18 protein-coding genes and 2 pseudogenes are annotated in these 26,520 nt (G+C 57.1%); 10 read left to right on the plus strand and 10 right to left on the minus strand.

What is annotated here, in order from left to right; genetic code table 11:
• Nucleotides 1-31 precede the first annotated feature (31 nt).
• The gene (locus IG616_RS18990; RefSeq protein ID WP_192149827.1) at nucleotides 32-1,039 is read right to left on the minus strand and encodes a class 1 fructose-bisphosphatase; all 1,008 of its coding nucleotides are present in this window, start codon (nucleotides 1,037-1,039) and stop codon (nucleotides 32-34) included.
• A gap of 94 nt (nucleotides 1,040-1,133) precedes the next feature.
• Between IG616_RS18990 and IG616_RS18995 the strand changes: the two genes are divergently transcribed.
• Nucleotides 1,134-2,093 carry a LysR family transcriptional regulator gene (locus IG616_RS18995; RefSeq protein WP_192149829.1) on the plus strand — a complete coding sequence of 320 codons (960 nt, stop codon included), beginning with the start codon at nucleotides 1,134-1,136 and terminating at the stop codon, nucleotides 2,091-2,093.
• Between the two features lie 185 nt (nucleotides 2,094-2,278).
• A pseudogene (locus IG616_RS23455) lies at nucleotides 2,279-2,386 on the plus strand (helix-turn-helix domain-containing protein); the annotation flags it as partial.
• Nucleotide 2,387: 1 nt separating this feature from the next.
• Here IG616_RS23455 and IG616_RS23460 read toward each other — a convergent pair.
• From IG616_RS23460 to IG616_RS19025, 6 genes are all read right to left on the minus strand, one after another.
• On the minus strand, nucleotides 2,388-2,894 hold the full coding sequence (locus tag IG616_RS23460) for a transposase (RefSeq protein ID WP_425504199.1): 507 nt from the start codon (nucleotides 2,892-2,894) through the stop codon (nucleotides 2,388-2,390).
• A 63-nt stretch (nucleotides 2,895-2,957) separates the two neighbouring features.
• Nucleotides 2,958-3,416, minus strand: coding sequence for a MarR family winged helix-turn-helix transcriptional regulator (locus IG616_RS19005; protein ID WP_246476321.1), 459 nt, complete (start codon nucleotides 3,414-3,416; stop codon nucleotides 2,958-2,960).
• 66 nt (nucleotides 3,417-3,482) lie between these two features.
• Nucleotides 3,483-5,504: a Fe(3+)-hydroxamate ABC transporter permease FhuB gene (gene fhuB / locus IG616_RS19010; protein ID WP_192149833.1), complete on the minus strand. Its 2,022-nt coding sequence runs from the start codon at nucleotides 5,502-5,504 to the stop codon at nucleotides 3,483-3,485.
• Nucleotides 5,497-6,399, minus strand: a complete 903-nt coding sequence (locus tag IG616_RS19015) for an ABC transporter substrate-binding protein (protein WP_192149835.1) — start codon at nucleotides 6,397-6,399, stop codon at nucleotides 5,497-5,499. Before IG616_RS19015 ends, fhuB begins: the two co-directional genes overlap by 8 nt.
• Nucleotides 6,399-7,232, minus strand: coding sequence for a heme ABC transporter ATP-binding protein (locus tag IG616_RS19020; protein ID WP_192149837.1), 834 nt, complete (start codon nucleotides 7,230-7,232; stop codon nucleotides 6,399-6,401). The genes IG616_RS19015 and IG616_RS19020 overlap by 1 nt, the downstream gene beginning before the upstream one ends.
• Nucleotides 7,226-9,277: a TonB-dependent siderophore receptor gene (locus IG616_RS19025; protein WP_343072399.1), complete on the minus strand. Its 2,052-nt coding sequence runs from the start codon at nucleotides 9,275-9,277 to the stop codon at nucleotides 7,226-7,228. Before IG616_RS19025 ends, IG616_RS19020 begins: the two co-directional genes overlap by 7 nt.
• Before the next feature lie 288 nt (nucleotides 9,278-9,565).
• On the opposite strand from IG616_RS19025, the pseudogene IG616_RS23215 reads away from it, so the two are divergent.
• A pseudogene (locus IG616_RS23215) lies at nucleotides 9,566-9,831 on the plus strand (DDE-type integrase/transposase/recombinase); the annotation flags it as partial.
• On the opposite strand, the gene IG616_RS19030 reads toward IG616_RS23215, so the two are convergent.
• Nucleotides 9,785-10,702: a LysR family transcriptional regulator gene (locus IG616_RS19030; RefSeq protein WP_192149841.1), complete on the minus strand. Its 918-nt coding sequence runs from the start codon at nucleotides 10,700-10,702 to the stop codon at nucleotides 9,785-9,787. The pseudogene IG616_RS23215 and the gene IG616_RS19030 overlap by 47 nt on opposite strands.
• Nucleotides 10,703-10,793: 91 nt before the next feature.
• Between IG616_RS19030 and IG616_RS19035 the strand changes: the two genes are divergently transcribed.
• The 5 genes from IG616_RS19035 to IG616_RS19055 all read left to right on the plus strand — a co-directional run bounded on the left by IG616_RS19035 (nucleotide 10,794) and on the right by IG616_RS19055 (nucleotide 20,443).
• Nucleotides 10,794-12,371, plus strand: a complete 1,578-nt coding sequence (locus IG616_RS19035) for a bifunctional 3-(3-hydroxy-phenyl)propionate/3-hydroxycinnamic acid hydroxylase (protein ID WP_192149843.1) — start codon at nucleotides 10,794-10,796, stop codon at nucleotides 12,369-12,371.
• Entirely contained in the window at nucleotides 12,371-13,390 is a 1,020-nt protein-coding gene (locus IG616_RS19040) for an alpha/beta hydrolase (RefSeq protein WP_192149845.1), read from the plus strand. Before IG616_RS19035 ends, IG616_RS19040 begins: the two co-directional genes overlap by 1 nt.
• Entirely contained in the window at nucleotides 13,387-14,427 is a 1,041-nt protein-coding gene (locus IG616_RS19045) for a maleylacetate reductase (RefSeq protein WP_192149847.1), read from the plus strand. Before IG616_RS19040 ends, IG616_RS19045 begins: the two co-directional genes overlap by 4 nt.
• 74 nt (nucleotides 14,428-14,501) lie before the next feature.
• A complete protein-coding gene (locus IG616_RS19050; RefSeq protein WP_192149900.1) occupies nucleotides 14,502-15,290 on the plus strand; it encodes a dioxygenase family protein in 789 nt (262 codons plus the stop codon).
• Between the two features lie 140 nt (nucleotides 15,291-15,430).
• Nucleotides 15,431-20,443, plus strand: a complete 5,013-nt coding sequence (locus tag IG616_RS19055) for a CHASE domain-containing protein (protein ID WP_192149849.1) — start codon at nucleotides 15,431-15,433, stop codon at nucleotides 20,441-20,443.
• A 130-nt stretch (nucleotides 20,444-20,573) separates the two neighbouring features.
• Here IG616_RS19055 and IG616_RS19060 read toward each other — a convergent pair whose 3' ends face one another.
• Entirely contained in the window at nucleotides 20,574-20,987 is a 414-nt protein-coding gene (locus IG616_RS19060; RefSeq protein ID WP_192149851.1) for a response regulator, read from the minus strand.
• A 149-nt stretch (nucleotides 20,988-21,136) separates the two neighbouring features.
• A complete protein-coding gene (locus IG616_RS19065; RefSeq protein ID WP_192149853.1) occupies nucleotides 21,137-22,897 on the minus strand; it encodes an MASE1 domain-containing protein in 1,761 nt (586 codons plus the stop codon).
• A gap of 435 nt (nucleotides 22,898-23,332) precedes the next feature.
• On the opposite strand from IG616_RS19065, the gene IG616_RS19070 reads away from it, so the two are divergent.
• Together IG616_RS19070 and IG616_RS19075 are read left to right on the plus strand one after the other, a co-directional pair.
• Entirely contained in the window at nucleotides 23,333-25,222 is a 1,890-nt protein-coding gene (locus IG616_RS19070) for a TackOD1 domain-containing metal-binding protein (protein ID WP_192149855.1), read from the plus strand.
• Nucleotides 25,219-26,481, plus strand: coding sequence for a glycosyltransferase family 2 protein (locus IG616_RS19075; protein ID WP_192149857.1), 1,263 nt, complete (start codon nucleotides 25,219-25,221; stop codon nucleotides 26,479-26,481). Before IG616_RS19070 ends, IG616_RS19075 begins: the two co-directional genes overlap by 4 nt.
• Nucleotides 26,482-26,520 lie beyond the last annotated feature (39 nt).

Here is a 26,520-nt window from a genome sequence, read left to right on the forward strand (position 1 = left end):
AATTTCTGCTGCGTTTTCAGGGGCGCTGGCGTCAGCTGCGGAACAAGCCGCGGGCTCCGAACAGGGCAGAGACCTCTTGCTCCGGCAGGTCGTGATAGGCAGTGACCCGGTCGACCTTGTCTGCGGTTCCGAAGACAAAAGGCGTCCGCTCGTGCAGCGTTACGGCTGTGTGATCGAGCAACCGGTCTGATCCGGAGGTGGCCCTGCCGCCAGCCTGCTCAATGAGAAAGGCAATCGGGGCGCATTCATAAACGGTGCGCAGGCGCCCTTTTTCGTAACCGGGGCGGCTGTCCGACGGATAAAGAAAGATGCCTCCGCGGCTTAAAATCCGGTGCGTTTCAGCCACCAGAGAGGCCACCCAGCGCATGTTGAAGTTCTTTGCGCGCGGGCCCTGGTCGCCGGCCAGGCAATCGTCGATATAGGCGCGCACAGGCCTGGACCAGTGCCGGTAGTTCGACGCGTTTATGGCAAATTCACTGGAGCTTTCCGGAATGAGGAGGCGGTCATTCGCCAGCCGGAAGCGGCGGGTCATGGGCTCAAGCACATAGTGCTGCACACCGGCGCCAAAGGTCAGGATCAGCGCTGTTTGCGGTCCGTAGATGAAATAGCCCGCAGCAATCTGTTCCCGGCCCGGCCGGAGAAAGGACCCTTCGGCATCCGCTTTGGCTTCAAAGACGGAAAAGATGGTGCCGATCGACACGTTGACATCGATGTTGGAAGACCCGTCGAGCGGATCGATTGCGAGAGCAAACCGTCCCTCCGGCGCCAGTTCCTGGATCTCGTCCTGCTCTTCCGATGCATACCAGCGAACGCCGCAGTTCCGGATTGCGGAGCAAAAGGCAATGTCGGCCTGAAGATCGAGCGCTTTCTGGGTATCGCCATCGGCGTTCTGCCCGACTTCGCGCCCAAGGGCTCCGGCAAGGGGGCCCATTGCGATGCTCCGCGACAGGGCTTCCGCGACACGGCACAGGCCGGTGATCAGGGCAAGGCTGCCGGCTGGAATGTGATGCGGTTCTATGACCGGTTGGATCGCGTTCATCAAGGCCTCCCGTCCTTGTGGGCTGGCCTTGATATTCGCCCTTTTGAGCGTAAACTGAATTTAAAAGTTCAGAAGATCTATTCAAAAAAATTAAATGACAATCCTAAACACCATCACGTTCAAGCAGTTGCGGGCTCTTTCTGCCGTCGTGGAAACAGGCAGCATCAGCGCATCTGCGGATATTCTGGGTCTGACTCCTCCAGCAGTTCACACGCAGCTGAGGGTGCTGGAGGAGAATTTCGGCTGCGCTCTTGTCAATCGCAGCCGGACAGGACGTTTCGAGGCGACGTCAGCGGGCCGGGCACTTCTTGATGCTCATGACGTCTCCCTGTCGGCCTTGACGAGAGCCATTGGCCGCATCGAAGCGATGAAAATGGGCCAGGCAGGGCGTGTGGTCCTAGGGGTGGTCAGTACCGGCAAGTATTTTGCGCCCTCCATCGTCGCCCAGCTCAAGCGGGATTTTCCCTCCATTGCGGTGGTTCTGCAGGTGGGGAACCGGGACCGGACCATTTCCAATCTGGGCTCCGGCAAGATCGACCTTGCGATCATGGGCCGTCCGCCGCGCCAGCCAGTCGTCACCGCCTACAACATCGGCGATCATCCCCACGTGCTGATTGCCCGCCCGGACCATCCGCTGGTGCTGGAAGGCAAGGCCGGCAAGGGGGACATCCTGAAGGAGAATTTTATCATGCGCGAGCCGGGGTCTGGAACGCGCATCCTGTCCATGCGCTTTCTTGATCAGCTGGGAGAAGGCCAGACCTTCACCTTCACGGAAATGGAATCGAACGAGTCGATCAAGCAGGCCGTGATTGCCGGGCTCGGCATTGCCCTCATTTCCGCGCATACGATCATTGAGGAACTGAAATCGGGCCGCCTTGCCCTCGTCCGGGCCGCGCCTTTGCCCATCGTGCGGCACTGGTTCGTCCTGCACCGGAGCGATGTCACGCTGGATCCGGCGATGAAGACCGTCCTCGACTATATCCGCGCCAACGGCGAAGCCTTGCTGGCCGGGGAGGAAATCAAGGCCCTTTTGTCGGCGCCGCCCCCTGGCTGAGACGGATAGAAGGTTAAATGGGCAATTCAGGCCCGCGATGGCTGGCGGGGATAGCAATTAGGTTCCATAAGCTATCTTACCCGATTCTGATGTATGGCCCGGGCACATTCTATCCCGAACTGCAACAAAGGCGTTAAGCTGCCTGCTTTTCGGGAGCGATGTTTTGAGCCGGACCTTTTGCCCATTTGAGTTTTGAAGAACGCAAAACGATTTCCCGTATGCGAGAACAAAAGTGCAGCCAGTCAGAGATAGCCAGACGTCTCGGCCGGGACCGTGCGACTATCTCTAGAGAGATCAGACGCAACTACTGGCATGATCGTCAGTTCCCTGATGCCGATGGCTACTGGGCGTTGACCGCCAATGACATGGCACGTGATCGGCGTAGACGGACCGGCAAACTCTTTCGCCGCGAAGACCTGAGGACTGAAGTGATTGGAAAGCTGGAAGCCGGCTGGTCGCCGGAACAGATAGCGGGCCGCATGTGCTATGAAGGTGCTGCGCACAGGGTCTGCCAGGAAACCATCTACCGCTACATCTATTCAAAGGAAGGTCCCGCTCACCGGTCAGCCTCCCGATCTTGGCATGCAGTTCCTTCACCTCCGCTTCCGTCGGTCCCTCGGATTTGCCCCCACGGGCGGACACATCCGCCATGCCTTCGACAGCCTGACGTTTCCATGGGCTCACCTGGTTCGGATGGACCTGATACTTGGCCGCGATCTCCTGGATCGTCTTGTCACCGCGCAAAGCCTCAAGCGCGGCCTTCGCTTTAAGCGCGTCCGAAAAATTCCGGCGTTTCGCCAATCTCGTATCCCTTCAAATCAATAGGATACACCTTAGCAACCTGTCCGGATTTCCGGGACCAGGTCAGTCTGAGAGGCGCGGAATGGCGCGCACCAGCAGGTCAAGCCCAGTCAGTAAGCTTGCTCTGTCGGAGGGCACCATCTCTGCAAGCATTGCCGACACCCGGTCCCGCCATTCCTGGCGTGTGCTGCTGATTATGCGCTGGCCCTCGTCGCTCAAGAAGAGTTCAACAGCCCGGGTGTCCTTTGGCGACTTTTCCCGCCGGACAAGTCCCTTTTTCAAGAGCCCCGAGAGGCTGCGGCTGATGGTCGACTGGAACATGCCGGTTTGTGCCGACAAGGCATTTACGCCGCAGCCGGGCCGATCCGCGATGGCGGCCATGATGATGATCTGCTGGGTGCTGAGGTCGTTGGTCCGCGCCTCACGGGGCCGGTACTGGAGTAACTGGACAGCCAGCCGCTCCAGGGATAGCGCTGCATGGCGTGTCTCTCCGGGCCCCCCGTCATTCTCCTCTTCCCGCATTGTCACCGGTCCTCTCCCGCAAGATCTACGCACAGCCCATCCATATCAAAGGACCCATTGGCCGCTTCAAGCTGCCACTCCCCGGACAGCTGTATCGCGGCCACGCCGCCGTTTTCCATAAAATCTCAAGACAGTCAGGGTCAGCACAAGGCCAAATGCCCCTATCAGCACCGACATCAGACCGGCAGGCAGCTCATAGGGCAAAAACAGCCGCCGGCCCGCAAAGTCGCTGAAGACAATCACGCTCCCTCCCAAAGCAGCGGAACCGGCAAGATGGCTGCCGGTGGACCGCAAACCGATCACGCGGGCGATCTGCGGTGCGGCCAGACCGACGAAGGTGATCGGCCCGGCTAGCAAAGTCGCGGCGACCGTCAACAAAGCCATCGAAATAATGATGACGGTGCGGGCCAGCGCAAGCGGCATTCCGAGCGCGCGTGCCGTGCCGTTCCCGATCGGCAGGATGTCGAGCCAGCGCAGGGCTGGCAAGATCATCAGGACAGCTACGAGACTGAGCCCGGCTGGTATGGACAAGAGCTCGTAGCTTGCCCGATATGTCGAGCCTGACATCAGCGCGAGAACCTGGCTGACCCTGGGATCACCTGTCGCAAAGAAAATCAGGATCGCCGCATCCGCTATGGCGGTAATCGCAATTCCGACGAGGATGAGGCTGCGGGGGTCGAAGTCCTGGTGCCGACCGTAGAACAGAACCGACATCAGCACAATCAGGGCTCCGCCCAGGGCTCCTGCTGTTTGTCCAACGGTTCCCGCCGCTGGCAGGATCAGCAGGACAAGGACCGTTCCCATGATGGCGCCGGCGGAAATTCCCATGCTTTCCGGGCTTGCCATGGGATTGCCCAGCAGCCGCTGCCCAAGGCACCCGGCACACCCAAGCGCGCAGCCTGCCAGCAGCGCCGTCAGCACACGCGGAGCGCGCCAGTCGAGAATGAGCGGCAGATCGAGGGACGGCAGACCCAGCGCAATGGCAAGGCAGACGAGAAGAACCATGCAGCAAATGGCGACGAGACGCCACTGATCTGCTCTGCTTCGAATGATGTGGGGCCGCAGCCAAAGCGAATGCTCCGGCTGCACCGGCGGCTTTGCCATTTTGCGCATGAGATAGAGGATCAAAGGCGCGCCGAGCATCCCGGCGAGCGCGCCCGCCGGCAGAAACGAGGCAAGGCTCTTCAACAGGAACTGCAAGGCCTGATCGGTAACGCCCAGCAACAACGCACCTGTCAAAGCTGCGGTCAGCAGCTGTGGGATGACCCGGCGCGCACCGGCCATGCGTGCAATATGAGGAGCTGCCAGTCCCACAAACGCGATGATGCCGACAGCCGCCGTAATTGCGGCCGTGATCAGGATGGCAGCGCTGAGGACTATTGCGCGCGCCCATCCAACCGGCACTCCGGCTGACCGCGCCACGCCGGTTCCAAGCCCCAGCAACGACAAGGGCCGGGACATCGCCAGAACGATGGCTGCACCAAAGACCAGCTTGGGAGCGAGAAAGCGCACGCCGTCCCAGCCGTTTTGGGCCAGATCGCCAGCTCCCCAGATGAACATGCTGTTGAGGTAGTGATCCTTGAGAATGAACAGGCAGGTGGTGACGGCAGCCAAAGTGAAGCTAACCGCCATGCCGCTCAACAGCAGTGTCAGGGGATCTTCAAGCCGGCGGCCGCCGATTGCTGCCACTAGGCCCCACGCCAGGAAGGACCCCGTCAGCGCGATGGCAAAGGCATGCGATGCGTGCAGTTCCGGCGCCAGCAGCAAGGTCAAGGTGAGGGCCAGCTGCGCCCCGGAAGAGACGCCCAGCGTGGAGGGCGACGCGAGCGGATTGAGAAGGCTGAGCTGAAAAACACAGCCGGCAAATCCCAACCCTGAACCGGACAAAAGAGCCATAACGAGCTGAGGTGAATAAACGTAGCTCATCCGGATGGAGGAGGCTGTCCCGGATGTCGTGCCGGACCAGATTGGCCCCCACAAACTGCCGCCTCCGATAGCGCTGATATTGGAACCGGCAAGGAAAACCAGAAGGGCGGCCAGGCACAAGAGAGGCCATACCCGCAGAAGCGGGAGTCTCGAACTAGTCATGCGGGCATTCCGGTAGGTTGGCGGAGGTCAGCGCCTTGGCGAGCCTTGCCGCTTCGGGCAGACCGCCGAAGGACCAGATGGCAGGAATTATCCGCAGACGCCCAGCCTCAACGGCAGGCAAGTGATGAAGAAGTGTGTCAAAGGTTTGTGTACCGCCGCTTGCGTCCAGAATACGCTGGACCTGCGGAGGCGTCGGGCCAATGACGATCAGCGCTGCATCGGGATAGTCCAGCAGCGCACTCGCCGGCGCCGTGCCGAACCCCCAGTAGTTGGTTGGCCGCCGCCAGGCGTTTTCGATGTTGCCTGCCTTGAGCACATCGTCATAGAGGCTGCCATCCGCAAACACGCGGACGTGCCGCTCATCGACGAAGTTGACGACCAGGACCGGACAGGCCTCAGGTTTGGTCTCTCTGCTCCGGCGCAGATCTGCCAGTGCCTCGTTGGTGCTTGCGACAAGCTGCTCCGCACGGTCGCTGGCGTTCAGGAGTTCACCCAGTTCCCGGGCGATGCGGATCGAGTTGCTCAAGGGGGTCTTTTCGGGCGTAAACGTCGCGTAGACTTTCGTCTTTGCGATTGTTTCAATGCGCGGCACGATGCTTGAGAATTGCGGCGTGATCAGGATCAGATCGGGATCGGCATTGCGCAACCGTTCCATGTCAGGCGCCAGCCGGAGCCCGAGATCCACGACGTCATCAGACAGATTTTCCGGGCCGACCCAATCGGCGTAGCCCGATTTCTCCGCCAGCGCAGGGACCTTCACGCCAAGCGCGAACAGGGTTGAGGCGAGGCCCCAGTCCAGCGGCACGACACGTGGTGGGGTCCGCGCGGCAGCGTCGCCTGCGATGGCCTGGCCCAGGCAGAGGCAGCACAGAGCTGCACAAAGAAGATGACGCATCACGCTATGTATCCAACGGGACGCCCGTCCACAGGGTGCTGAAACACCTCGATGGGAATGTCGTAGACCTGTGTCAGTGTTTCAGCTGACATAACGTCATGCGGCGTGCTGACCGCCACGAGCCGGCCGTCGCGCAGAGCCATCAGCCGGTCACAGTAACGGGCAGCCAGGTTGAGGTCGTGGACGATCAGAACAACGCCCATGCCGCGCTGATGGGCGATCTGCCGCAGCAGTTCCAGCGTGCGTGCCTGATGTGCCAGGTCGAGGGCCGAGGTCGGCTCATCGAGCAGAAGAAACCGCCGGGCCTGTGCCAGCACCATGGCGATCCAGACCCTTTGTCTTTCGCCGCCGGAGAGCGTCGAAACAAGCCGGTCAGCGTGACGCATGGAATCTGTTTCTTCCAGAGCCCGCGTCACGGCCTCACGATCTTCCCGCGATAGCCGGCGCAAGGGGCCATGCCATGGATACCGCCCCAGCGTCACAAGTTCGCGGACCGAGTAGCTGTCGCTGGCGGGCAAGGTTTGCGGCAAATAGGCAACTTCACGGGAAAACAGCCGCCCCCGCCATTGGGAAAGCGGCTTTTCCAGAAAATTGATAGAGCCCCGGTCGGGCCGTATCTCGCCTGCAAGCAGTTTTATCAAGGTGCTCTTGCCAGCGCCGTTCGGCCCGATGATGCCGAGTATCTGGCCAGGCGCAACGTCAAAGCTGATATCCGTCAGAATGGCTTTGCCATCGCGTGCGTAATGAAGCCCATCGATAGAATATCCGGCTCCGGCCGGGTCGGCTTCGCCGCTCTGGCCGGGGAGGGTAGCGTTTGCATTCACCGTCACCATTTGAACGTGAGCTTTGCCTGAAGCGCCCGCCGCTCGCCGTAGTAACAGGCGTTCTCACCGGCGCATGCTGCGACATATTTCTTGTCGAAGATGTTGGTCACGTTGAAGGAAAGGTCTGCGTTCTTGTAGGTGTAACCGATGCCTGCATCGGCAACGACGTAACTGGGCACTTCCAGCGTGTTGGCCGCGTCGGCATAGGATTTGCCGACATAGCGTGCGCCCGCACCGACACGCAGGCCTTCCAGCTGTTCGGAAAAACTATGGTTGACCCAAAGGGAGGCCATCTGCTGGGGTACGCCGACCGGCACCTTGCCCTGGTCGCCATTTTCCGAGCGTGTGATTTCAAGATCATAGTTCGTGTAGGACGCAAGAACATCCCAGCTTTCCAGAAGCCTTGCTGTTGCCTGCAATTCGATGCCGCGCGACCTCACTTCACCGGTCTGGATCTTATAGGCCGTATTGTTCGGATCGGTTGTCAGCACGTTCTGACGCGTCAGGTTGAACCAGGCGGCCGTCAAGCGGAACCGTCCCTCCGGATCCTCGTATTTGGCGCCGATTTCATACTGTTCCCCCGTTTCCGGGTCGAAGGCAACGCCCGCTGCATCCGTCCCTGTCAGCGGATCGAAGGAGGTCGCATAGCTCATGTAGGGGCGAAAGCCCGTGAACAGCTCATAGCTTGCCCCGATCCGGCCCGTCAGCGCGGAGTCATGGCTGGACGTTTCCGTCGCGGTGAGCCGGTTTTCCGTCTCCTTGTAAACCCAGTCGTGACGCAGCCCCGCCGTCAGGTCGAGCTTCTCGGCCAAGGTGATCTGGTCCTGGAGATAGAGACCCAGACGATGCGTCTTGGTGCGCGCGTTCGTCGTATAGTCCGGCGTGGTAACCGCAATCCCATAGACCGGGTTGACGAGATCCAGGGCGTAATATCCGCCGCTCGGATCGTTGGCGAAGCCGCTCTTGTTGTCGAAGTCCTCATAGCTGTAATCGAGGCCCGTGAGCAGACGATGATGCATCAGGCCTGTGTCGAAATCGCTTTCCAGATGGTTGTCTGTCTGGAAGGTTCCAACGCTCTGGTCAGCCGCCAGCGCCTGGCGCAGCAGCAAGGTGTCCGGATAAGCCGGGAAATAGCTGCTGGCGAGGCCAACCCCGTAAAGCGTTTTATAGTTGGTGGAAACGCTGGAGTAGCGGGTGCTCTGCGAGAACTTCACATCGTTTTCGAAGCTGTGCTCGAATTCGTAGCCGAGCATCCACTGGTCGCGTTTATAGCTGTCGAAGTTGGTGTCGCCCGTGAAGAAGTCCGTGGGGATGCGTCCGTAGGATGCGGATTTGACGGACGCGCTATAGGGCAGGAAGCTGGTCGCGGTGCCGGTATCGTCCTTCTGCAGATTGGCCATGACCGTCAGCCGGGTGTCTTCATTCGGCTTGTAGGTAAAAGACGGCGCGATGAAACCATGATTGTTATCGACGTTGTCAACTTGCGTCTCGCCAAGCTGCCCAAGCGCCGTAAGCCGGGCGAGCATCGTGCCGCTTTCGTTGAGGGCACGATTGATGTCGATTGCGACGCTGCCGCTGTTCGGAATGCCGCCGAGAATGGAAAGCTCTGTGAAGTCTTCGTCTACGGGTTTCTTGGAAACGAGATTGATGAGCCCGCCCGGACTTCCTGCGCCAAACAGCGACGAGCTTGGGCCCAGAAGAACGTCAATCCGTTCCAGGCTATACGGATCCATGTGGAAATTGGCATAGGACTGGGAATGCAGCTGCAAGCCATTCAGATAAAGTCCCTTGTCCTGGGCCGCAAAGCCGCGCAGGAAGAACCAGTCATAGCGTGTATCGACCCCGTAAGCTTCGCTTCGCACGCCCGGTGTGTAGCGTAATGCCCCACCTACGCTTTCCGCCCCCTGCGCATCCATCTGTTTCCGGGTGACCACCGAGATCGACTGCGGAATCCGATCAATATCGGTCGTGGTCTTCGTTCCGCTGCTGGAGGTTCCGGCGATGAAACTGTTTTGATCGTCCCCTCCGCCGTTGACTTCAATCGGCTTGAGCACGGTTACATTTCCGCCCGCTTCTTGCGCCAGTACCGGGTGAACCAGCGCGGACGTCAGCAACAGAAAAACAGACGTCGTTTTGAACCGCGAATGAAACGGACTGCAAGGCATTTGAGGGGCTCCGGCGAGATGCATATATAAATAGATATCGCTGCTATATATTTATATATGAGTACAGAAGTCAAGTTAATCGATGAAGGGGTTTGCCCGCTAAAATGTAACCCGGCAAGGCCCGATTTTTCACTGAGCTGCTCCTGCCTGAGAAGGCGGTACCGGCGGTGCCAATACGTGAGAACATCGGTTGGCGCCGGGGTGTTTCATCCAGATCCTCGCCACTATGTCACCCGGCCTCTCCAGCAAGGCATCGAAAGCGGTCATTTCGGGGTGAAGAAGCACATGCCCAAGACCAGCTGTTTCCAGCCCTTGCCAACGGCGCGCAGGACAATCACCGGGCTCGAAGCGATGCAGTGCTAAGGAAAGGTTTCGGCTTCACTGGCGGCTGGACCGTCAACCATCAGAACGATCTGCGGCAAGCCCGGCTTCACCGGCAATGACGGATCGAAGCCATACACTAGCCGGGTCCTTGTCGTTGAGCTGCGGCCATTGAAGCGCCTCGTGGTACGGCGGCAGTGCGAAAGGCAGGGGATCGATCTGCAGTGGCATGGTCTCGGCCATCTGCTCCGCGAGCCGGCGATGCATGGTGGCGATCCTGCGCGTGCCGCACACATATTGGGTGGCGAGGGTGAAGTTGGGCAGTACAACCTCGATTTCGCGGCGCAGACCAATCTCGTTTATCAGAAATTCTTCGATCGCGGGCTTGCGGGTCTTGCCAAACCGGACGGCCACATGTGGTGACCCAAAATACACCTTCCGCGACATCTCAGCATTGAATTGCTGCGCACATCGGACGGCCACCATCTGTTCGGAAAACAGAATCTGCTTGGGGTGACGTTCGCTCATATAGGTTTCGGGAAAAAGCAGAAAATCCACCTCTCCCCTGTTCAAAGGCGCATCGAAGTCATCGTCGAACTGAATGATCTCAAAACGGATGTCCGGCGCTTCAAGGGCAGCTCTGCGGACGATCTGCCCGAAGAAAACGGTGGCCATGTAGTCGGACATTATGATGCGGAACTTGCGGCGGGATTTCTTGGGGTCGAACTCACTATTCTGAATGACCGCGTCCTTGATATGAGCAAGCGCATCGCGCACCGGCTGCGCCAAAGTCAGGGCGCGGGGTGTCGGCATCAAAACGCGCCCGCTCATGACGAAAAGTTCGTCGCCAAAATATTCGCGCAGCCGTTTGAGCGACGCGCTGACCGCAGGCTGCGTCCGGTGCAGGCGGTCGGCAGTCGCTGTGATGCTTTTCTCAGTCAGCAAGGCGTCAAGGACGACGAGCAGGTTCAGGTCAAGGCCGTGAAATCTCATGACTTATAAATATCATCTATTCCATGATTCATAAGTATCTATTTTTCTTCTGCCCGAGCTTCGCCTAGCGTTCTTGCCGGGAGGTGCTTCGATGCATAAATTTGATGTCGCTGTAGTCGGCTATGGGCCAACGGGTTTGACGATGGCGGCCCTTTTGGGGGCTGCAGGTCACAAGGTGCTGGTGGTTGAACGCTGGCCCACGCTCTATGGCATGCCACGCTTGTCCCATATCGATAGTGAAACCGCACGGTTGCTATCGCTTTCTTGCGATGTGAATGAGGCGCTAAAAGCTTCAAGCGCCATCGATATCTCCCGGTTTTACAGTTCAAGCGGCAAGGTGATTATCGACCTGCAGGGCTTGCCATCAACTCCGATGGGACACCCGGATCACATCTCGATCTACCAGCCCGATATAGAAGATGCGCTGGATGCCCGCGCGAAGTCCTTTGCCAATGTGACGGTGCTTCAGGGGTATGAAGTCACCGCTGTTGCGGAGGGACCGGCGGGCGTGACCCTGACCTACAAAACTCCGGACGGCGAGACCAAGTCGGCGCAAAGCGCTTTCCTATATGCCGCGGATGGTGCCCGCAGTCTTGCGCGGGACTGTGCAGGGATCGGCCGTGAAGACCATGGCTACAATGAGCGGTGGCTCAATGTGGATGGGGTTTTCCACGGCGAACTTAAGGGCCGGTTGCAACATGTCAGCTTTGTCTGTTCGACCGAACGGGCGCATATGTCGATGCCTGTGGGGAAGAAATATCATCGGTTTGAATTTGCAATCCTCGACAACGAGACTGACGAAGAGGCCGCGACGCCTGAATTCGCGGGAAAATTGCTCCGCAAATACTGGGGCCTTGATATCAAGGACATGGAGATCACGCGTCTTCTTGTCTACAGGTTCGAGTGCAAATCCGCGCAGACCTGGCGCAAGGGGCGCATTTTGCTGGGAGGAGATGCCGCCCACACTATGCCGCCGACCCTGGGTCAAGGGGCCTGCTCTGCCATTCGCGATGCAGCGAACCTGGCCTGGAAGCTGGATTTTGTACTGCGCGGACTGGCTGACGAGAGCCTGCTTGATACCTATGAAAGCGAGCGCCGTCCGCATGTCTGGGCGATACAAAAGGCAGCGATGGCGTTTGGCAGCATCGCGACAACAAGGAACAAGGTGAAAGCTGCCCTGCGCAACTTTGTGCTTGGACTGAATATTTTGCCACCCCCTCCCCCATTCCCGCCCATTGGTGAGGGGATCAAGCAGGGTGCAAATGGTAAGAAGTATGCCAAGCAGATTGGCCTGATCCCCCCGCATGGCAAAGTCACTGTGGATGGCAAGACTGACTGGTTTGACCACTTCTCGGGCTACAGATTTGCGGTTGTTGCCAGAGGAGACGCCTTGAACGGCTTGACGCCGCGGGACCTCGATTATCTCGCCAAAATCGGCGCAAAACTGTTTGTGCTGGGCACAGGTGCAGCTCCGGTTGGTGCGCAGACAATGCAAGATTCCGACAACAGGTTCGGCCCCTACCTTGCAAATAACAAGGTCGAGGCGATGATTCTTCGCCCTGATACGAACCTCTTCGGCCTGGCCGAGAATGGCGCAGCGCTGTCGGCATTGGTTGGCGAGCTGCGCAGCAAGCTCTCAGCCCCTGCCTCAAGCCGGAGGGTGGCGTGATGGACCACGTCAAACGCAACGAAGCCATGCGCCGCGCCATGAGCCGGGCCCGCATGCTGGACTACGGCTTGTCGCCAGACCGGGCCGACGAAGGCTTGGCTCGATCGGCGGCCAATCGCCCTTGGGAAGGCATCTTTGCTCAAATTGCCAATGACGCCAGAAAGCAGGGTTTATTAGGCCAAGCTGCTCAAGCCATGAATTTTGCCCAGATGGCTGACAGTTTTGACACGCCTGAGCGGATTGTCCTTTTCAAACAAGGCACCGCCGACTTTGCCGGGCATGTTGCAGGACTTGATGCGCCGCCCAAGCGCATCGAATTGCCCTACAAGGGCAAGACTGTCTATGCCTGGGACTTTGGCAGTGGCGATAAGGCCATTCTGGTTCTCGGCGGCATGAGCGGCTGGGCGGCATCCTTTCTGCGGATCGCTGCTGCGGTGACAGGCAAGGGCATGCGCTGCATCCTGATGGATGGACCGGGACAGGGCGACACGCGGATCATCGGCGGCCTCTATTTGCACGACGGATACACCGGTGCTGTCTCCGCGATGGTGGACCATCTTGAGGCCTCGGGGTCGTCCCGGATTGGGGTTTGGGGCAACTCCATGGGGGGACTGTTCGCGATGATCTCGGCCAGAGACGATAGGCGCTTGCGCGCTGCTTGCTCGAATGGTGCCCCGCCACGAATGTTTCTGCCAGAATTCCGCATGGCCGCCGAACAAATGGCGGCCCTGTTCGGGGTCATGTCCGTAGAAGACGCGGCCATTTTACCGGAGCTTGAGCCCACATTTGAAGCGCTTGCCTTTAACCCGGCGTTGCAACCCTTGCCATGCCCGGGTCTGATCTGTGAAGGCGGCAAGGATCCGCTTGCCCCGCCAGGCGTGCAAAAGCCATTTCTTGACGGCGCTCCGCAAGGGAGCGATGCCCTGCTGTGGGAAGACGGCGAGCACGCGATTTACAATCACGGTGACGACCGCAACGAAAAGGTTACACGCTGGTTCGCAGCGAGGCTCGCCGAATGAAACCGTTCACCTATCAGACCATGCAGGCACGGGTCCGCTTTGACGTGGATGCAGCCACGGCCGTCTGCGAAGAGGTAAAAGACCGCCGGACGCTTGTGCTCTCGACCCCATTTCAGGCGAGTGATGCGCAAGCGCTGGCCAAGGGGCTGGGCGCGCGGTGTGCCGGTCTCTTCACGGAAGCGGCTATGCATACCCCCGTGGATGTGACGGAACGCGCAGTTGCCTTGTTTGATGAGCTGTCCGCCGATTGCGTCGTCGCATTCGGGGGCGGATCGGCCACCGGGCTTGGCAAAGCCATTGCCTATCGCCGCGATTGCCTGCAAATCGCGATACCCACCACTTACGCCGGGTCGGAGGTGACACCGATCCTTGGACAGACGGAAAACGGCCTGAAAACCACATTGCGCGATGCCCGGGTGCTGCCGGATGTGGTTCTTTATGATCCATCGCTGACGCTGGGACTGACGGTCAGCATGTCGGTTACGAGCGGCCTCAACGCCATGGCGCACGCGTTCGAGGCGCTCTACGCCAGGGATTCGAACCCGGTTGCGTCCCATATGGCACTGGAAGGGATCAAGGCGCTGCAATCCGCCTTGCCGGTAATCGCCGGCAACCCGCAGCATCGGGAGGCACGCACGCAGGCACTCTATGGTGCATGGCTCTGCGGCACCGTTCTGGGCTCGGTCGGCATGTCGCTGCATCACAAGCTGGCGCACGCCCTGGGTGGCTCGTTCAACCTTCCCCATGCTGAGACCCACGCAATCCTGCTGCCGCATACCATGGCCTACAACGCCGGGGCGGCAGAGCTGGCCGAGGCTGCAGCTCTGTTCGGCGGTGATTTAGGATCCGGGCTCTACGGCTTCGCCGCCTCGCTGGACGCGCCACTGGCACTTGGCGGCTACGGATTTGAAAAAGCGGATATCGCCCGGGCCGCGAAACTTGCCACTGCCAATCCCTATTGGAACCCGCGCCCGGTAACTGAGCAGGATATCGCAATCCTGCTGTCCCGTGCGCAATCGGGGGCAGCACCAGCTTGAAAGAGGTTAGGGTGGACAACGAAAAACTTGAATATTTCACCGCAGAGACTTCGGCCGGCAATGTCAACGCCCGGATGGGGACTGACATCAATCCACGTTTGGCAGAGGTGATGGCAAGTCTTGTCAAACACTTGCATTCGTTTGCCAAGGACGTGAACCTCACCCAGGCTGAGTGGGCGATGGCGATTGATTTTCTGACCCGGACTGGGCAGATCTGCTCCGCCGAGAGGCAGGAGTTTATCCTCGCATCCGATGTTCTGGGCCTGTCGATGCTGATCGATGCGATCGGATATGACGTGTCCAATGGTACGACCGAAAGCACGGTTCTTGGTCCCTTTCATGTTCCAGGCGCACCGGAACGTGCAATGGGGGAAACCATCAATCTCGATGGCAAAGGCGAAAGCTGCCTGTTCGAGGGCCGGATATTTTCCCCGGATGGCCAGCCGATCGAGGGCGCCCGGCTGGATGTGTGGTCCGACAACGCGGACGGTTATTATGACGTGCAGCAGCCAGGCATACAGCCCAAGTGGAACAACCGGGGCATTTTCACGACTGGGCCGGATGGTAAATACAGTTTTAGGGGGATCAAGCCCTGCAGCTACCCGATCCCGAATGACGGGCCGGTCGGCCAGCTCCTTGAGCAACTGGGACGTCACCCCAACCGGCCCGCGCATATGCATTTCATCGTCACCGCGCCGGGCTTTCGGAAGCTGGTGACGCACACCTTTGCAGATGGCGACAAATGGCTGGCATCGGACGCCGTGTTCGGGGTCAAGGCCTCGCTCATCACCCAATATGAACGGATCGACGCAGAGACGGCCTGGCGTTCCAAGTTCGACTTCATTCTGAGTCCGGAAGATTGAGGCAACTGACGAGCTTGCCGCAAAGCGTTGAGAAGGTCAAAGCGGCCCTGTGATCTACGGATTACTTACGCTTTGCGAACCTTCTGAAGTTCGAAGGGCGATGTCATGTTATTCTGCGCTTAACGGCTTGGGTATAGCCGGTGCTGCATGAACGGGTATCACTCGTAGTCTCTCTCAGATTGAGAGGGCCTGATGGCGTCTTTCTCCTATCGTTCCAAAACTATTTTAAACAATTCAGCCTATCAATACTGGAGGCGATTAGGCTTCGTAAGGTCGGCATGGAAAATTACAGAAAATTCTCGTCAAAAGAGACAATGTTTGGAGTTTTCTTCGTTGCGGCTCTGTGTTTTGTTTCGGGAGGCATCGAATGGTACATCGTGTCTGCGAACACCGTAGAACCCATGGTCTGGCTGCCGGCCGGAGTAGCGATGGCCGCGCTGGTGATTTGGGGCCCCAGACTGTGGCCAGGTCCATTTCTGGGAACATTGGCGCTTCACCTGCTGTTCGGATCTGTTCAGAACGGTTGGGGCAACGTCGGCGTGCCTTTCTGGGGTAGAATAGAAGGCCTTTATTTCTTGTCCGCGGGCCTCGCAGCTGCCGGGGCGCTTCTCCAGCCGCTGGCTGGGTGGTTTCTAATCAGACGTTTCTTGTTCCAGTCCGCCCATGGACCTCTAGCGCTTACCTCCCCCGCGCAAGTCTGTATGATCCTGATTTTTGGGAGTGTCGCTTGTGTCATTTCTCCAGCCATGGATACGTTTGTCCTGTCCCTCAACGGAGAGATTTCCCCGGAAAACTGGGGCGCCACATGGTTTGGTCTCTGGATCAGAAACAGTCTCGGTTTTTTTGTTCTTCTGCCGCTGGCCGCCTTTGCTCAAATAGGCGGGCCGCGTCTGTTCTGGCGCGGAAGGTCCCTGCAGATGTTACCACTGTCCGTTCTTTTGGGAACATTGGCTCCGCTTACGGTCAGCGTGTTTGCATGGGCCGCCAGCCAAACCGCCATTGAACGGCAGGGGCAAAGCCTTTTTGAGACTTATGTGGAGGAAAACAGGCTCGCACTGACCTATCGCCTTCAGTCCTATGTCAACGCCCTCAACAGCACCAAGGCCTTTATTACGACATCCAGTATGCTGTCACAATCAAGCCTTGCAGCCTATGTCGAGACCCTTGATATCGAGAGAACTCTGCCCGGTATAAACGGCATTGGATGGATAGAGGATGTCCCGGAAGACGAGATCGGTGACTTTGTCCGTGAACAGCGGGAGAACGGTCAGCCCGACTTTGATATTCGCGCCCCGAAGCCGGGCGGGCCTTATTATGTCATCACTTATATCGAGCCCAGGCGCCTCAACCAACAGGCAGTCGGGTTGAACATAGCCTTTGAGGCAAACCGGCGGTCTGCGGCAGAGCAAGCCTGGCAGACGGGCGACGCAACGATCACGAAAAAGATTACGCTGGTGCAAGATGACCAGCAAACGCCCGGTTTCCTGCTCCTTCAGCCAGTTTACGACGCAGCCGCTGTCACAGGTGAGCGCAAGACTGCAAGGGGTTGGATCTATGCGCCGTTCATCGCGTCACGGCTGCTCGACAAGCTGACAGGAAGTCAGGAGGATATCTTCAATCTGAAGATCTACGGCGGAACGGAGGAAAACGAGGCTGAGCTAATTTACACAAGTAGTGCTGGCCACGAGCAGACGGCACCACGCTATATTCATAAGTCTGTGGTTGAACAACTCGGCCAAAAATGGCTCATTGTCTGGAGAAGTACACAAAAATATGATCAGCTGAACCAAAGTCCCCTCCCTGTATTCATCCTGATTGTAGGCGTCACGCTCTCCTGTTTGAGTGGGGCCTTTATCGTGATCTTCAGATCCAGACTGTTTCTGAATTGGGGCACGGATAGGTCTTGGCGCGGCTACGTGCTGCCCAGTCTTTGCTTCATTACATGCCTCGGTGCGGTCTTGATGCTGAACGCAACCATGCGTGAGCAGGAGCTCGAAAGAATCTATGTCCGGGCTGACAAAGAGGCTGAAAAATACCAGCTTCTGCTCACAACGCGGGTGCAGAGCTATGTGACCGCCCTTAAGCGCATGGCGAGGCGATGGGAGATGGCAAATGGAACGCCCTTCCCTGTCTGGCAGGACGACGCCGCCAACTATGTTCTCGACATGATCTCGGTGGAGGCTCTCGAATACATCGATAAATCCCTTCATATCCGATGGGTCGAGCCTGTCGCCGGCAACGAGACCGTCATCGGGCTGATGGTGGCCCCGGAGGAGGCCCGCAAGGATGAGCTGCTTGCGGCTGCGAAGGCCGATCGCCCGTTCTTGACACCACCCTTTGCGCTCAAGCAGGGCTACGAAGGTTTCGTGACATATGTGCCGATCACGATCAACCGGCAGTTCGAAGGCTTCATCGCAGCCGTCTTCTCGGTCGACAAGCTGTTTGGCAGTGTCATCAGCCCGGAGCTCGGAAGTCAGTATCATGTGTCGGTCGAATTTAAAGGCAGCCCTAAATTCCAGTCGGGGCAGGTGCCTGAGCAAGCCGGGCGGCGGGTGGTTTCAGAGAGGACAATCAACCTTTACGGTCAGTCTTGGACGCTGCGCATATCCCCTAAAGGCAGCCTCGCTTCCGAGGGCATTCATGATACGTCGAACATTGCCTTGCTCGGCGGGTTGTCCGTATCCTTGGTTCTGGCCATCTTGACCCGTGTGTTGCTGGTCTCCCGCCAACGGGCCAGCACATTGCAAGGATCACTAAGGACGATCGAGCGGCAGACGTCCCATACCAATGCGATCTTGTCGACGGTTCTGGACGGTGTTCTCACGGTCGATCGCCAGGGACACATCCTGAGCATCAATCCGGCTGGTGCGCAGATCTTCGGAGGAGAGCCAGGAGATTTCGTCGGCAAACCCTATCTCTCTCTGATTGCATTTTCTCAGGCAAGCTCTGCGTTGGTAAGCCCGGAAGGGATGGCGCGTTTTCTATCCGGGGCGGTCGGCCAGGTACGGGAACAGAAAGGTGTCCGGAGGGACGGTGAAGTGTTTCCCATGGAAACGCTCATTGGCGAAATGGGCAATGTCAGCGAGACCACCTATGTGGTTTCGGTACGCGATGTCAGCGACCGTATGGCAGCTATTGAAGCCTTGCGCGCTTCGGACTCACTGAATTCCGCTGTTCTACGCAGCGCCCAGTACATGGTTGTCGCGACCCAATTGGACGGCACCGTGACCGTCTTCAATGAGGCCGCGGAGAAGCTGCTGGGAGAGAAGGCTGAAGACGTCATCGGCCAAAAGAAACTTATGGACTGGATTGCCAATCCCGCGCCTTCCGTGGCTGGCCCGGAAGCGGATCTTGCCCGTGCGCTATTTTCGAATAACAGCCGGGGGAAGGTCGATATGTCGGTCTTTCTTGATCTGCTGGAAGGCCAGCATTTTCAGGAAAGCGAATGGACGTTCCGACGAGCTACAGGTGAAACTTTTCCGGTGAGTATCGCCATGTCGTCCCTTATGGATGAGCAGCAGATTATCCATGGTTATGTTGGCATCATCGAGGATATTTCTAGCAAGAGGAAACAGCAAGACGCTCTGCAGTCGAGCGAAGAAACCTTCCGGTCGGCGATGCAATTCGCGTCCATTGGTATGGCGTTGGTGGCACCAGACGGCCGTTGGCTCAAGGTTAATTCTGCCCTATGCGGGCTGCTCGGATATGACGAGGAAGAGCTGTTGAGCATGGACTTCCAGTCCATCAGCCACCCCAGCGACCTTGAGGAAGATCTGAAGCTGACGGAAGAGACTTTTTCCGGTCTTCGCGACAGCTTCCAGCTGGAAAAGCGCTTCATTCACCGGGACGGGCATGCGATCTGGGTTCATCTCAGCACGGCGCTTGTGAGAGATACAGCTGGCGAACCGAAATATTTTGTCTCCCAGATCCTTGATATTTCGGAGCGGCGCGAAATGGACCGGATCAAGAGCGAGTTCATTTCCATCGTCAGCCATGAACTTCGAACTCCACTGACAGCTATCCGCGGGTCACTGGGTCTGCTTATCGGCTCCATGCAGGACAAAATCCCGGAGACCGGTATGCGGATGCTGACCATTGCTCAACAGAATAGCGAGCGGCTGACCCTTCTGATCAATGATATTCTGGACATTGATAAGATCGCGTCCGGAAACATGCATTATGACATTCAGTCTGAAGGCTTGGCGCAGCTTTTGACCGAAAGCCTGGAAGCGAACCAGCCTTATGCGGACCGGTTTGATATCACGCTTGAGTTGAAAGACATTGATGAAGATCTTGAAATACCGGTAGACCGGCAGCGTTTCCTTCAGATCATGGCAAATCTGCTGTCCAACGCTGTCAAGTTTTCGCCACCTGGGGGAAAGGTGGAGGTCCTGGCAGAGACAGGGGAAACCTCTGTCCTTGTCAGCGTTCGCGATTACGGTCAGGGCATCTCTCCCGAATTCCACTCACGGATTTTCGGCAAGTTCAATCAGCAGGACTCTTCGGGCACCCGCGCCAAGGGGGGGACGGGCCTTGGTCTTCACATTACGAAGCAACTGGTTGAACAAATGCACGGCAAGATCAGCTTTACCAGTGAGGTCGAAGCCGGAACGACGTTTGTCGTCGAGTTCCCCAAAACAGAAGATTTCAGCCAGACCACCAACCCGCAAGCCTCTGAACAAGCCGGCGCTGAGCTTCCAAGGCAGAAAATACTATCTCAGCCCTCGGCCCAGGGCCTGCCGCTCATTCTGCATCTCGAACAAGATGCGAGTTTCTCCCAGTTTCTGGCTGACAGCCTCTCCGGTTACGCGAATCTCATCAATGCTGGGAGTATCAGCGAGGCACGTCATCTACTTGAAAACCAGAAATTTGACCTGATTGTCGCGGAACTGGACCTGAAAGACGGAGATTATCTCGATTTTCATAAAATGGCAGATGCCTCTGGCCAGCCGCACATCCCGACTGTGCTTTTGTCGGCGCAAGAGGCAAGTGGCCCTGTGACTGAAAAGGTGAGCGCAGCTTTTGTGAAATCCAAGACGCTGGAAGAGGTCATTGTCGATCAGATCAGGAAGATGCTCGAGACGCTCAGACCTGGGGAAGATGAAACTTTCAAGGACCCAAACATGAAACACCGCCAGGGCCATGCGCTGTAAATTACAGCAAAGGAACGAGGCGCTTGGAGGGTTTTCGTGGCTTAGACGGGAAACCGCTTGACGCAAAATAGTCAGGACGCCGCTTGCGATAGTTGAGAGAGAAGGGCGGCTTTCTGGTGGCTGACTGGTGTCAGGATGCGACCAGCTCTTGCCAGATGCCTTTGATTTCATTCGCAAGAGTCATTGGATCAAAAGGCTTGGTGATGATCCCTGCCTGGGGAACCCGCAGGAGCTCGTCCATTTCATCGGTGTGGGCCCGGGCAGTGATGAAGATAACGGGTGTGTGGGCTGCTTCTGGCCGCCGGCGCAACCTTTGCAAGGTTTCCGGACCAGTCATACCTGGCATCATGACGTCCAGCAGAAAAAGATCGGCCCCAAAACCTTCAGCCTTTTCAACCGCATCAGCCCCATTTTGACAAACCAGCACCTCGAACTGGCCAATGGTTGTCAGCGTCAGCTCAACAATCTCACGAATATCGGCTTCGTCATCCGCGTAAAGAATTTTCCTAAGTTCCGCCACAGGCCCTCCGCCGTCCACTGTCATCCGTGTGTAGGAGTGCCCCGCAAACGGTTAGTCAAAATCCCTCCGGAACGCCCAACCGGCTTTGAGAGACAGCGTCGAGTGTCTCATCCGGGTATTGAGCTTGCGTTCCGGCACGCGCCTTAACCTTTCCGGGCAATCCGAAAACACGGTCAAATAGTTCGGTATTTCTTGAGGTCGGTATTAGCTACGTATTGATCTTGCTGGTCCTCTTCCAAAGGAAGGTCAATGTAGAATACCGTTGGTGCGCTTGCTTGGTAACCTATGGTACCGTGCATTGCTTCCACCAAGGCTTTTGAAATGCTGAGCCCGAGTCCGGAGCCATTTTTGGAGCGGGCGTCGCCGCTATCGGCCTGCTCGAATTTCTGAAAAATCCGGCTGCGGAAACTGTCGGGGATACCGGGGCCATTGTCCTCAACGTAAATTCGAACTTTGCTCCCCCCTTCTATTTCCTTTAGACCGATCGTGACGGTGCCCTCATTTGGCGAGAACTTGATCGCGTTGGACAGCAAGTTGAACAGAACTTGCTCGAGACGGGAGGGATCAATTGTAGCCTTTAGATGCGGATGCTCGAACGCCTTTACGATCGTGATTTTTTTCTCAGGCAGGTATCCGTGTGCCATGTCGACAGCATTGTCTAGGATAGGGCCAAGCTCCAAAGCTTTAAGCGAAACGCTGATCTTCCCGGATTCGATTTGCTCAGTGTCGAGGATGTCGTTGATCATACGCAGAAGCCGGTCAGCATTCGCGACACCTATCTTTACCAGCGATTTTCCCTGATCGGTCAGTGTGCCGCTCAAGACTTGGGGCAACAAGCCCAGGACGCCCCGTATGGACGTGAGCGGAGTGCGCAGCTCGTGGCTCATGTTGGCAACGAATTCGCTCTTGGCTTTGCTGGAGGTGAGCGCCATGCGTGTCAGTTCGCTCAATTCGGCGCGCATGCGCCTCTGCTGTGTAATGATGGCAGCCGTGACCAGGCTGACAAGAGCACTGGTCACAATAAACAGCTGAAGCAGGATGACTTTGGTTTCCAGGTCGGCACTAAGAGCTCCAAATGGCCCGTGTCCCTGGAAGGTGAATATAATTGAAACAAGGGCCAGGAAGGTATTGCCAATCGCCGCTCCCAGTAGGCCAATTCTGTAGGCGGTCAGATAAAGCAGCGGCAGAACCAGATAATGCAGCGATTGCTGGCTGTACCAGAAAATGATGGCAGTGCTTCCAAAACAGGCCAGGAGCAACAGAAGTCCGGCCGGCTGCCGGATCGCTTCAAGCTCGTGTTTCTTATCAAAGGAAGACAGCCGGGCAATCAAGAACGGCGTTCCTGTCAAAAGGCCAAGAGCATCCGCTAGATACCATGTTTGAGCGACCGTAATAAAACCGGTGCCGGCCCAAAAGTGCAGGAACATCGCTGCGAGAATGGCAGCAGCTAACGGAGCAAAAATACCGGCGGCCCAAAAGAAGCTCAAGAGATCTGATGGTTTGGACAGATCGACCCTGTCCCTCCCTCTCAGCAATATCAAAACGGCGATGAGAACTTCGATGCTATTGTTCATCGCCAAGAAAGCGGCCACCGGAATGGAATCGCCACTGATCAGATTGGCGGCAACGTTTCCAATATAAGCCGCGGCAAGGAACAGGTATTTGCGGGCCTTGGGCGCTTCCAGAAGGACTGCGAGCAAAGCCGAGTTGGCGATCCAGATCGTTGCGATCCGGCTGCTCTCGCGCGTGTAGACGATGCACCCATAGGCAAGCAGACAAAAGACCACGGCGACAACGATCAGTTGAAGCCAGGAGGGTGCCTTGAAAAGGGGGGAAACCAGACTTGCGGACTTTTCGGCGGGCTGGACTGTCACTGGTTTCTCGAGATGTACATCGTAGGCTTTGGGATCCTGCCACTCTTGCATATTGTTCATTTGGAGTTACCCCATTGCCGCAATCCGATTGCGCCCAGATTCCGCGGACACGCGCGGGCCGGGCTCATGTCTTTACGTCCGTCCGTGTGTCCCGGTTAACTTTCGGGTTTGCCGGCCGGAGGGTCTCTAGTATGAGCGCTTGACTCCGGTTGCAATCATTTCACACAATCAACCCATCATCGTTAAATGATGTAAAAAGTTTTTAAATCCAAGTGAAAAATATTCTGACTATTTAGATTATTAGAAATTTATACGAGTATTTTTAGAATTGGTCATTGTTATTTTTATCAATGTGAGAAAAATCGATCTTTGCTTTTAGATTATTATTTAATCTTATTTAACAATGCATGCCCATAATGGTGCGGAAACAGCCAGGGAGGCGGCGCCAGCCTCTTTCAGCGTTTTCTTTCAATGACCTGTCGGCAGGGGCAGACAATGAATATGGCAGCGGTCGGACAGGATAAGGACAACGCCGTGAGTACCGGCAAAAAGATCTTAATTGCGGAAGACTCTCCGGTCACCCAAGACATCCTGAAGCTGCTGCTGACATCGAAGGGTTATGACGCCGATATTGCAAGGGACGGGACGGAAGCGCTGAAGTGTCTTCTCGATAAAAGGTATGCCCTGGCCCTCATGGACTTTCACATGCCTGGCCTGAACGGTTCAGAGGTCGTTGCAGAGTTCCGGCGCCTCGCAGATGGCAAGGCCGCACCAGTTTTTGTGGCTATGACTGCTGACCCTGCGGCACTTCTTGCAGAAAAGAACAGCTGCGAGCAGTTCGCGAAAGTTTTTCCCAAGCCATTCGACATCGATGAAGTGCTGGATTTTATCGATTTTAGTCAAGGCGGAGCTGGTCGCGCAGTTGTCCCTGAAGGCCTGAAGTTGCCCGTAACGGAAGAGCCCGAGAGCGGGGGCATCGGTCCGGAGGGCTCTGCTGCCGCACTAGCGCAAGAAACAGCGCGGCGTTTGAGAAATACCGGCGGCCAGCCTGGTATTTCGTCTCTTGCCGATGCCGTTGAGTTTCAAGTCAGTTTTGGTTCCCTCAGCTTGCGTGGCTTAAGATGGCCCGAAGATGTTGGCCCGGCGGGGGTGTCCGTCGCAACACGGAGTTATCTCGCGTCCGGTGGCGGTTATGACGCGGTGATCGTGAGCGAACCCGCTTTGTGTGAGGACCTGCGCGCATTATGGGAGATTGGCGACCTTTATCTGCTTCCCGTGATTGATGAAAACGGCAGCTTGGGACCTTGCGCGGATGTCTCCGTCCCCTCCCTCCCGCGAGGATCCGTCCAGCGCACGATCGAAGAGACCATCCGTGATTTCTCTGAGGCGCGGATGTCTGTTCATGTGCATATCCGGCAGAGCAAGTCCCTCTCAGACAAGGTGGCCGCCTCGACCTATGTGCGCGGGAACAGCTTGAAGCCGCATTACAATGCCAACAAGAAACATGGTTTCGACTTCGACATCTGTCTTGACGCGAAAGAAGGTGCCGCAGCCATGGCGGCTCTGTCTGAACTCGGATTAACGGAAACAGTTTTCTTCGACAGATTTCATATGTGCGGCGGGTGCAGGTCGGTACGGATGAATGTCCGGGAGGAGTGTTTCAGCTGCAGGTCTCCGAACCTCAAGGAGTCCAAGTTCATCCATCATTTCAAGTGTGCCTATCAGGCAGCGGAGGAGGACTTCCGGCAGGGCTCAGATCTGGTCTGTCCGAAATGCTCGCGTGAGCTCAGGCACTTTGGCGTCGATTATGACAAGCCGGGTATCATCATACGGTGTCAGGCCTGTGGCTCTAGTTCCAGTGATACCGCGGTGGGATTCCAATGCATGGACTGCGGCTATCACACGGACGGGGAGGTAGCTGAGACCACCGACGTCTTCGGATATGCCTTGTCAGAAAAAGGCATTGCCTTCGTTGAAGAAGGACCTGTCGTGATTGGCGGCCTTCAGACAAAACTGCGCTTTGCTGAGTTGCCGCTGGAGCTTGTTATCCAGCTCAACAAGGCCGCCCATGACTTTTCGGAAAAGGAAACACCTTTTTCCCTGATTACAATGAGTTTTCCTGCCCGTCGCGAGATGGTGTCCGAACATGGTATCCGCCTGGTCGAGAATTCCCGTGTTCAGATGATGGAGAACATCAAGAACTACTTCGGAGGGAACGCGGTTACCTATCACGGGGAAGCCCAAGACTATGTCCTCATCAACCGGGTTTCACCGGAAAATGCCCGCGCAAATCTGCCGCAGTATCTTGAAGCTGCACAGTCTGGGCTGAGGATCGACTTGCAGGCGCGGATGACCGTTTTTGGGCTGGAGGATCTCTTTGCATGAACTTGATCTCAGAGAGCCTGACCTATCTCTTCTCGCAAAGTATGGCCAGTATGTTCCTTCTCTTTGCGATTGTGATCATTTTCGAGATTCCCCGCTACTTTCTGCTTTTTTTGGTCGGCGCTTTCATGCACAGGCCGAAACAGCGCCCGCTCGAAGCCGCCTACAGGCACAGGGTGACTGTGATCGTTGCCGGGCATAACGAGGAAGACGCTTTTCCCCGATGCGTCGCCTCCTTGAAGGAGCAGTCCAGACCGCCTGATGAGATTGTCGCATTCAGCGACGGATCCACGGACCGGACAGCTGAGGTGTTGCGCAATCTTTTGGCAAAGGGGGAGATCGACAAAGCCTACGCAACGGATTTGCGCGGAGGAAAATCAGCGGGGTTGAACGTCTGCGAGCGGCTGGCGACCGGCGAAATTGTGGTCAATATCGACTGTGACTGTTCTCTCGACCGGGATGCGATCCGCCGGATTGTGGAGCCTTTCGAGGATCCGGATGTCGGCAGTGTTGCGGGAAACATTCAGGTGCGCAATCCGGAGGCGAGTCTCCTTGCGACAGCACAAGCCATCGAATATCTCGTCACGCTTTCCCTCGGAAAACAAAGCGCCCTTGTTCTGGACCAGGTTACCTGTAGTTCCGGAGGCTTTTCGGCATTTCGCAAGAGTGCGCTAGAGGAAACGGGCGGGGCCGATGCCGGTGGTGGCGAGGATCTCGATGCGACCCTCCGCCTGAGGGCGTACGGCTGGAAGATCGGCTTCCGTGCCGATGCCGTTTGCTACACGGATGTGCCTGTGAAGCTCTCCGGCCTGGTCCGCCAGCGGTTCCGGTGGGAGCGGGACGCGATCCGGCTTCGGTTTCGCAAGTATGCGTTTGAGCTCAACCCCTTCGATCCAAGGTTTAAGATTTCAGAGGTGCTGCATCAGATCGAGTTTCTGGTTTTCAACGTCATCGGCGCAGCGCTCATGCCTTTTTACGTGGCCTGGCTCTTCATTCAGTATGGGAGCTTTGCCATCGTCCTTCTTCTGTCAGTAAAGCTTGTCCTTATATTTCTGGATCTCATCGTCTTTCTCATGGCTGCTTACACGACGCCTTATGTGAACAGTATGAGACTTCTTCCATATGTCGTGGCTTATACGTTTTACAATGGCATCCTGATGCGCTTTGTCCGTCTCGGCGCCTATCTCGATGAGTGGCTTCTCGATAGTTCTTATCGCGACAGCTACGTTCCTCAAAAAGTACATGATGTGAGGGGGAAATAGAATGCGGCGGCTCAAGCGGCATGAAAGAACCGATTCTCA

It is taken from the genome of Roseibium litorale, assembly GCF_014842915.1.
Lineage (GTDB): Bacteria > Pseudomonadota > Alphaproteobacteria > Rhizobiales > Stappiaceae > Roseibium > Roseibium litorale.